Genomic DNA, 8,402 nt, shown 5'->3' with positions numbered 1-8,402 from the left:
ATCGGAATAAAAAAGGCCCCTGCCATCGGCAGGGGCCTTCGCATTTTCAGCGCGAGATCAGAGCACTTCGCTGGCGAAATCGGCCAGGCGCGAGCGCTCGCCGCGCGCCAGTGTGATGTGCCCGCTGTGTGGCCAGCCCTTGAAGCGGTCCACCGCGTAGGTCAGGCCCGAGGAGCCTTCGGTCAGGTAGGGCGTGTCGATCTGCGCCAGGTTGCCCATGCAGATGATCTTCGTGCCGGGGCCGGCGCGGGTGATCAGCGTTTTCATCTGCTTGGGCGTCAGGTTCTGTGCCTCGTCGATGATCACGTACTTGTTCAGGAAGGTGCGCCCGCGCATGAAGTTCATGCTCTTGATCTTGATGCGGCTCCTGATCAGCTCATTCGTGGCGGCGCGCCCCCATTCGCCGGCATTGCCGCCATCGCCCTTGGCCAGGAACTCCAGGTTGTCGTCGAGCGCACCCATCCAGGGGCCCATCTTCTCTTCTTCGGTGCCGGGCAGAAAGCCGATGTCCTCGCCCACGCTCACCGTGGCGCGGGTCATGATGATCTCGGTGTAGCGGCGGTCGTCCAGCACCTGGGTCAGGCCTGCCGCCAGGGCCAGCAGGGTCTTGCCGGTGCCGGCCGTGCCGGTCAGGGTCACGAAGTCGATCTCGGGGTCCATGAGCAGGTTCATGGCGTAGTTCTGCTCGCGGTTGCGCGTGGTCACGCCCCACACCGCATGCTTGGCCGAGCCATAGTCCTTGAGGGTCTGCAGCACCGCAGTCTTTTCGCGGATTTCGCTCACGCGCGCGAACAGGCTGGGCTCGCCAGGGGCCTCGAAGTACGCGAACTGGTTGATCATCAGCTGCGGCACGATGGGGCCGCCGATGCGGTAGTAGGTGTGTACTCCGCTCTGCCAGCTTTCCACGTTCTTGCCGCTCTTGATCCAGAAGTCCGGCGGCAGGGCCAGCACGCCGGAGTACAGCAGGTCGCCGTCTTCCAGCGTCTTGTCGTTCTGATAGTCCTCGGCGTTCAGGCCCAGGGCACGCGCCTTGACGCGCATGTTGATGTCCTTGGACACCAGCACCACCTCGCGCGGGGCGTGCAGCTTGCGCAGGGCTTCCACCACGCCCAGGATCTGGTTGTCCGCCTTGCCCTGGGGCAGGCTGGTGGGCAGGCTGTAGTCCAGCGGTGCGGTCTGGAAGAACAGGTGGCCGCCGGCGGCGCGCTGGCCCGTGGAGTCGAGCTTCAGGCCGTGGGCGATGTCGGCGCCGTGCACGCCGGCAAGTGCGTCCAGGGTGCGGCTGGTCTGGCGGCCGTTGCGGGCCACTTCGGTCATGCCCTTCTTGTGGCCGTCGAGCTCTTCCAGCACGATCATCGGCAGGAAGATGTCGTGCTCTTCGAAGCGGAACAGGCTGGTCGGGTCGTGCAGCAGCACGTTGGTGTCCAGCACGAACAGCTTGGACGGGCCGCTCGGGCGCGCGCGCTTGGTGCTGCCGCTGGAGCGGCTGGCCGGCGCTGCGGCGGCTGTGGGGGCGGCGGCCGTGCGGGTGGTCTTGCGGCCGGGTGGGGTGCTGCGCGCGGTGGCAGGAGTGGGCGCTGGTGCAGGGGCTGCCACCGGCTCGCTGCGGCTGCGGCCGGCGGTCCGTGCGGGTTCGGTTGCGTGGGCCGTCGTGGGCACGGCCTGCAGCGCTGCGCGGGCCGCCGTCTTGCGGGCGGGTGCGCGCGCGGCGGTGGCGGATTCCACGGCTTCGGAGGCGGCAGGTTGCAGGGTACGGCCGGGCTGGGCCGTCACGTCATAGGCTTCGGGCGAGAGCAGGGCAGCGCGTCGTGCGGGAGCGGGAGGAAGGGGCATGGTGTGCAGGGCCTCGGGCAGTAGGGTATTCAGAAAACAAAAAGCCGCCTGGAGGCCGAGGCGGCTTTTTTGGGGGAGGGAAGCGTTGCAGTTTCCAGGGGCATTGAACCATTATGCCTATTCCGTGAGGCGGTTCCCCGCAGTGCAGGGAGGGGCCATGGGTGGCCGGGAATCAGGCGGCCTTCTTCAGGGTCTTGATGCCCTTGACGGCCTTGAGGACTTCGTCCACATGGCCGGGCACCTTCAGGCCGCGCCATTCCTGGACCAGCAGGCCATCGGGCCCGACCAGGAAGGTGCTGCGCTCGATGCCCTTTACCTTCTTGCCGTACATGATCTTGTTCTTGACCACGCCGAACATGTGGCACATCTTCTCTTCGGTGTCGGCGATCAGCTCGAACGGCAGTTCCAGCTTTTCCTTGAAGTCGTCATGCGACTTCATGTTGTCGCGCGACACGCCGAACACAGCGGCACCGGCTTTCACGAAGTCCTTGTACTTGTCGCGGAACTGCATGGCCTCCGTCGTACAGCCCGGAGTGTTGTCCTTGGGATAGAAGTACAGAACCAGAACCTGGCCAAGGTGGGAGGTGTTGGAGACCTTCAGTCCACCAGTCGCGTTGGCTTCAAATTCAGGGAGGGGTTTGTTGACAACGATCGCCATATCACTTCAATCTCTCAGGATGTAGTCGTTGATAAGCCAGGGGAGTGGGAGTGTTATTGCTTTTGGAAGGCCCCTGACCGCAACCGGAGATTTTACCCTGAAACGGACTCTTTCGCGAATCGCATTCTGTAACCAAAGTACACAGGCCGGAACCTGTTCAGTACCTCGAGTGTCTTGGGGCGCGCGATGGAGGGCATTTCAGGGGGCCGATTCAAGCAGCAGCGCGGCGACCACGTTGCGCCCCTCGCCCGCCAGGATGTTGTAGGTGCGGCAGGCGGCGGCAGTGTCCATGGTCTCCATGCCCAGGCGGCGCGCCATCAGCGGCTGCAGCCATGCAGGCGGCACAAACCGGTTGCGCTGGCCACTGCCGAAGATGATGAGCTCGGTCTCGAGCTTCGCCAACTGTGCGAAATGCTCGGCCGTGAGGTCCTCGAAGCGCGTGCAGGGCCATGCCTGGCGCAGGCCGTCCGAGCCGACGATCACGCTGTGGGTGATCTTTTCGCCATCCACCCCGATCCAGCCCGGGCCATAGCCCGTGACGGTTTGTGCATTGGCTTTGTCCGGCTGGAATTTCATGGTGTTCGGTGGGTGCGTGCGGCGCGGGCCCCGGGGCCTCGCCTCGCAGGTGATCTGTGGTCAAATTATAGGTTTCACCCAACCACCGGCCGCTTTGGCCGACCCTGGTGCGAACCGCACTTTGTCCACTGCACCCTCCAGCGCATGAAAACCGTCCAGAAATCCGCCAAGCTTGCCAACGTCTGCTACGACATCCGGGGCCCGATCATGGACGCAGCCAAGCAGATGGAGGAAGACGGCCACAAGATCATCAAGCTCAACATCGGCAACCTCGCGGTGTTCGGCTTCGATGCGCCCGAAGAGATCCAGCAGGACATGATCCGCAACCTGCCCAACTCGGCGGGTTACTCGGACAGCAAGGGCATCTTCGCGGCCCGCAAGGCGGTGATGCACGAGACGCAAAAGCAGGGCATCAAGGGCGTGGCCCTCGACGACATCTACCTGGGCAACGGCGCCAGCGAGCTGATCGTGATGGCCACCAACGCCCTGCTGGACAACGGCGACGAGCTGCTGCTGCCCTCGCCCGACTACCCGCTGTGGACGGCGGCGGCCAGCCTCTCGGGCGGCACGCCCGTGCACTACCTGTGCGAAGAGGCCAATGGCTGGATGCCCGACCTGGCCGACATCCGCGCCAAGATCACGCCGCGCACCAAGGGCATCGTGGTCATCAACCCGAACAACCCCACGGGCGCGCTGTACTCGGACGAGTTGCTGCGCGGCATCGTGGCCATCGCACGCGAGCACGGCCTGGTGATCTTTGCCGACGAGGTCTACGACAAGGTGCTGTACGACGGCGCCACACACACCGCCATCGGCTCGCTCAGCGAGGATGTTCTCACGCTCACCTTCAATTCGCTGTCCAAGAGCTACCGCTCCTGTGGCTACCGTGCGGGCTGGCTGGTGGTCTCGGGCGACAAGAAGCCAGCGCGCGACTACATCGAGGGCCTGAACATGCTCTCCAACATGCGCCTGTGCGCCAACGTGCCGGGGCAGTGGGCCATTCAGACCGCGCTGGGCGGCCACCAGAGTATCAACGAGCTGGTCGGCGAGGGCGGCCGCCTGCGCAAGCAGCGCGACCTGGCGTACGAGCTGATCACCGCCATCCCGGGCGTGACCTGCGTCAAGCCGCACGCCGCGCTGTACATGTTCCCGCGCCTGGACCCGGCCATCTACCCGATCCAGGACGACCAGCAGTTCTTCCTGGAGCTGCTGCAGGAGACCAAGGTCATGCTGGTGCAGGGCACGGGCTTCAACTGGGCAGCGCCCGACCACTTTCGCATCGTGTTCCTGCCCCACGAGGACGACCTGCGCGATGCCATCGGCCGCGTGGCCCGCTTCCTGGAGCAGTACCGCAATCGCCAGCAGACCGCCGCCTGAGGCGCGCGGGCTGTTGACCGGAGATCCTTTCCCATGCGTGTCTGCCCTGCCCACCGTGCCCTGGCACCCCTCGCGTGCGCGATGGCACTGGCGTTGTCGGCAGCACAGGCGGCCGACAAGGACCCGGTGGGCTTCACGCACAAGGATTGGGGCCTGCAGTGCGACAACACCCGTGCCTGCCGGGCCGTGGGCTACCAGGCCGAGGCCGGTGACTCGGAGCCGGTGTCCATCCGCCTGACCCGCGAGGCCGGGCCTGACGCGCCCGTGCTGGTGGACCTGCAGGTCTCGACCGAGAAGGCCACGCCGCCATCGCTGAGCCTCCAGGTGGGCAAGCTCGCGCTGTCCGGCCTTGCGGGTGAGATTCCCCGCATTCCTGCAAGCCAGGTGGCACCGTTGCTGCAGGAACTGCTGAAGAACGAGGAAGCCACCGTCACCGCCGGCAAGGACCGGTGGGTGCTGTCGCTCGCCGGTGCCAGCGCCGTGCTGCTGAAGATGGACGAGGCCCAGGGCCGCGTCGGCACGCCGGGCGCCCTGGTGCGGCGCGGCGGCAAGGCCGAGGCATCGGTGCTGGCCCCGGTGCCTGCGCCGGTGCTCAACGCCGTGCGACCGCTGCCCGAGCGCAAGGCCGATGCCGCGCTGGCCAGGCCACTGCTCGCCGCCATCGACCGCAAGGACGTGAGCGAGCGCTGCAACGGCGATGCACCCCAACACGCCGATGTGCAGGTGCATCGCCTCACGGAGCGCAAGGTACTGCTGTCCATCCCCTGTGCCATGGGCGCCTACAATTTCGGTGGACTGCACTGGCTGGCCAACGACCGCCCGCCCTACCAGCCGCAACTGCTCGACGCCGAAGGCGAATTCGATGCGGCAGACGGGTCGATCCGCTCCTCCATGAAGGGACGCGGCATCGGCGACTGCTGGTCCATGCAGGAATGGCATTTCGATGGCCGCGGCTTCGTGCTCACCGGCGAATCGGGCGACAGCCTGTGCCGCGGCTTTGCCGGCGGCGCCTGGCAACTGCCCGCCCGAACCTCCAAGGTGGTTCTGCCCACCAACCCCGTTTCCAGGAAACCCTGATTTTTATGACCATGAAACCCATCCAAGTAGGCCTGCTGGGCATCGGCACCGTCGGCAGCGGCGTGTTCAACGTGCTGCAGCGCAACCAGGAAGAAATCCGCCGCCGTGCGGGCCGCGGCATCGAGATCACCATGGTGGCCGATCTGGACGTGGAGCGTGCCCGGGCCGCAGTGGGTGCTGACATCCAGGTCGTCAACGACGCCCGCGCCATCATCGCCAACCCCGACATCGACATCGTCATCGAGCTCATCGGCGGCTACGGTATTGCACGCGCGCTGGTGCTCGAAGCCATCGCCGCCGGCAAGCATGTGGTCACCGCCAACAAGGCGCTCCTGGCCGTGCACGGCACCGAGATCTTCGCGGCCGCCTCGGCCAAGGGCGTGATGGTGGCCTTCGAGGCCGCCGTGGCTGGTGGCATCCCCATCATCAAGGCGCTGCGCGAAGGCCTCACGGCCAACCGCATCCAGTGGATCGCCGGCATCATCAACGGCACCACCAACTTTATCCTGTCCGAGATGCGCAGCAAGGGCCTCGATTTCGACGTGGTGCTCAAGGAAGCGCAGCGCCTGGGCTATGCCGAGGCCGACCCCACGTTCGACATCGAAGGCGTGGATGCCGCGCACAAGGTCACGCTGATGAGTGCCATCGCCTTCGGCATCCCGGTGCAGTTCGACAAGGCCTACGTCGAAGGCATCACCAAGTTGGGTGCGGCCGACATCAAGTATGCCGAGCAACTGGGCTACCGCATCAAGCTGCTGGGGATCACCAAGCGCGCGGACAAGGGCATCGAGCTGCGCGTGCACCCGAGCCTGGTGCCCTCCAAGCGCCTGATCGCCAACGTCGAAGGCGCAATGAACGCCGTGGTGGTGCAGGGCGATGCCGTGGGCACCACGCTGTACTACGGCAAGGGCGCGGGCAGCGAGCCCACCGCCAGCGCCGTGATCGCCGATCTGGTGGACATCGCCCGCCTGCACACGGCTGACCCCGAGCACCGCGTGCCGCACCTGGCCTTCCAGGCCAACACGCTGACCGATGCCATGGGCACGCTGCCGCTGCTGCCCATGAGCGAAGTGGTCACCAGCTACTACCTGCGCCTGCGCGTGGCCGACCAGGCCGGCGTGCTGGCCAAGGTCACCGGCCTGCTGGCCGAAGCCGGCATCAGCATCGATGCCATGCTGCAGCGCGAAGCCGACGAAGTGGGCGGAGAAGGTTCCACCCAGACCGACCTCATCATCCTCACGCACGACACGCGCGAAGGCACCATGGACACCGTGCTGGCCCAGATGCAGGCCCTGCCCACCGTGCTGGCCCCGATCACGCGCATCCGCAAGGAAGAACTCAACTGACGCAGCCGGCACCTGCGTTGTGAACGCAGACGGGACACCACCATGAAATACCTCAGCACCCGCGGCCATGCAGACCGCAAGCAGTTCTGCGACATCCTGCTCGAAGGCCTGGCCCCCGATGGCGGCCTGTACCTGCCCGAGCACTACCCGCAGGTCGACGACGCCATGCTCACGCGCCTGCGCAAGGCCTACCACGAGCAGGGCTACGCCGAGCTGGCCTTCCAGATCCTGTCGCTCTATATCGACGACATCCCCGCCACCGACTTGAAGGCACTGTGCGAGAAGACGTACACGGCCGAGGTCTTCGGCACCGGTGAGATCGTGCCCCTGCGCCACCTGGAAAACAGCCTGTGGCTCGAAGGCCTGTCCAACGGCCCCACGCTGGCCTTCAAGGACATGGCCATGCAGCTCCTGGGCAACCTGTTCGAATACGAGCTGGGCCGGCGCGGCGAAGAGCTCAACATCCTCGGGGCCACCAGCGGCGACACCGGCAGCGCGGCCGAGTACGCCATGCGCGGCAAGAAGGGTGTGCGCGTCTTCATGACCAGCCCGCACGGCCGCATGAGCGCCTTCCAGCAGGCACAGATGTTCAGCCTGCAGGACGAGAACATCCACAACATCGCCATCGAAGGCGTGTTCGACGACTGCCAGGACATTGTCAAGGCCGTGAGCAACGACCTGCCCTTCAAGCGCAAGTACAAGATCGGCACGGTCAACTCCATCAACTGGGCGCGCCTGCTGGCGCAGGTGGTCTACTACTTCGCCGGCTATGTGCAGGCCACGGAGCGCAACGACCAGCAGGTCAGCTTCACGGTACCGAGCGGCAACTTCGGCAACATCTGCGCGGGCCATGTGGCGCGCTCCATGGGCCTGCCGATCGCCAAGCTGGTGCTGGCCACCAACGAAAACGACGTGCTCGACGAGTTCTTCCGCACCGGTGTGTACCGCGTGCGCAGCAGTGCCGACACGCACGAAACCTCCAGCCCCTCGATGGACATCAGCAAGGCCAGCAACTTCGAGCGTTTCGTGTTCGACCTGCTCGGCCGCGACGGTGCGCGCACCAAGGCCTTGTTCGGCGATGCGCTGGCCAAGGAGGGGAAATTCGACCTGAGCGCCGACCCGCTCTTTGCCGAGGCGGCCACCCGCTACGGCTTCGAGAGCGGCAAGAGCACCCATGCCGACCGGCTGGCCACCATCAGGGGCAACTTCCAGCGCCATGGCGTGACCATCGACACCCACACCGCCGACGGGGTGAAGGTGGCGCTGGAACACCACAGCGACCCGGCCGTGCCCATGATCGTGCTCGAGACGGCCCTGCCCATCAAGTTCGCCGAGACCATTGTTGAGGCCCTGGGCCATTCGCCCGAGCGGCCTGCGAAGTTCGCCGGCATCGAGGACCTGCCCAAGCGCGTGCAGGTGATGCCTGCCGACGTGCGCCTGGTGCAGGCCTACATCGAGCGCCACTGCCAGTGAGGAGGTGCCGCCTGCCCAGCCGCGCCATGGCGCGCCGGGCAGGGGTTGTCATTCGGGGCGCC

7 protein-coding genes are annotated in these 8,402 nt (G+C 65.9%); 4 read left to right on the top strand and 3 right to left on the bottom strand.

Annotation, left to right across the window (positions count from 1 at the left end; genetic code table 11):
- Positions 1-57: 57 nt before the first annotated feature.
- From QYL93_RS30275 to QYL93_RS30265, 3 genes are all read right to left on the bottom strand, one after another.
- Positions 58-1,833 (bottom strand): PhoH family protein, encoded by a 1,776-nt coding sequence (locus QYL93_RS30275; protein ID WP_305747151.1) that lies wholly within the window; start codon positions 1,831-1,833, stop codon positions 58-60.
- Positions 1,834-2,005: 172 nt separating this feature from the next.
- Entirely contained in the window at positions 2,006-2,491 is a 486-nt protein-coding gene (locus tag QYL93_RS30270) for a peroxiredoxin (protein ID WP_057202147.1), read from the bottom strand.
- A 198-nt stretch (positions 2,492-2,689) separates the two neighbouring features.
- Complete coding sequence (locus QYL93_RS30265; RefSeq protein WP_305747150.1) at positions 2,690-3,067, bottom strand: Mth938-like domain-containing protein; 378 nt, start codon at positions 3,065-3,067, stop codon at positions 2,690-2,692.
- 144 nt (positions 3,068-3,211) lie between these two features.
- Here QYL93_RS30265 and QYL93_RS30260 point away from each other — a divergent pair, with 144 nt between their 5' ends.
- Genes QYL93_RS30260 through thrC form a run of 4 tightly spaced genes read left to right on the top strand, consistent with a single transcriptional unit; the run spans position 3,212 to position 8,340 of the window.
- The gene (locus QYL93_RS30260) at positions 3,212-4,444 is read left to right on the top strand and encodes a pyridoxal phosphate-dependent aminotransferase (protein WP_305747149.1); all 1,233 of its coding nucleotides are present in this window, start codon (positions 3,212-3,214) and stop codon (positions 4,442-4,444) included.
- 33 nt (positions 4,445-4,477) lie between these two features.
- Positions 4,478-5,521, top strand: coding sequence for a DUF1176 domain-containing protein (locus tag QYL93_RS30255; protein WP_305747148.1), 1,044 nt, complete (start codon positions 4,478-4,480; stop codon positions 5,519-5,521).
- A gap of 11 nt (positions 5,522-5,532) precedes the next feature.
- Positions 5,533-6,867, top strand: coding sequence for a homoserine dehydrogenase (locus tag QYL93_RS30250; RefSeq protein WP_057202562.1), 1,335 nt, complete (start codon positions 5,533-5,535; stop codon positions 6,865-6,867).
- A gap of 42 nt (positions 6,868-6,909) precedes the next feature.
- Positions 6,910-8,340 (top strand): threonine synthase, encoded by a 1,431-nt coding sequence (gene thrC, locus QYL93_RS30245; RefSeq protein ID WP_305747147.1) that lies wholly within the window; start codon positions 6,910-6,912, stop codon positions 8,338-8,340.
- Positions 8,341-8,402 lie beyond the last annotated feature (62 nt).

This window comes from Acidovorax sp. A1169 (assembly GCF_030704685.1).
Lineage (GTDB): Bacteria > Pseudomonadota > Gammaproteobacteria > Burkholderiales > Burkholderiaceae_C > Acidovorax.
Note: the sequence above shows the minus strand (reverse complement) of the source record. Positions and strands in the feature narration are given on the sequence as shown.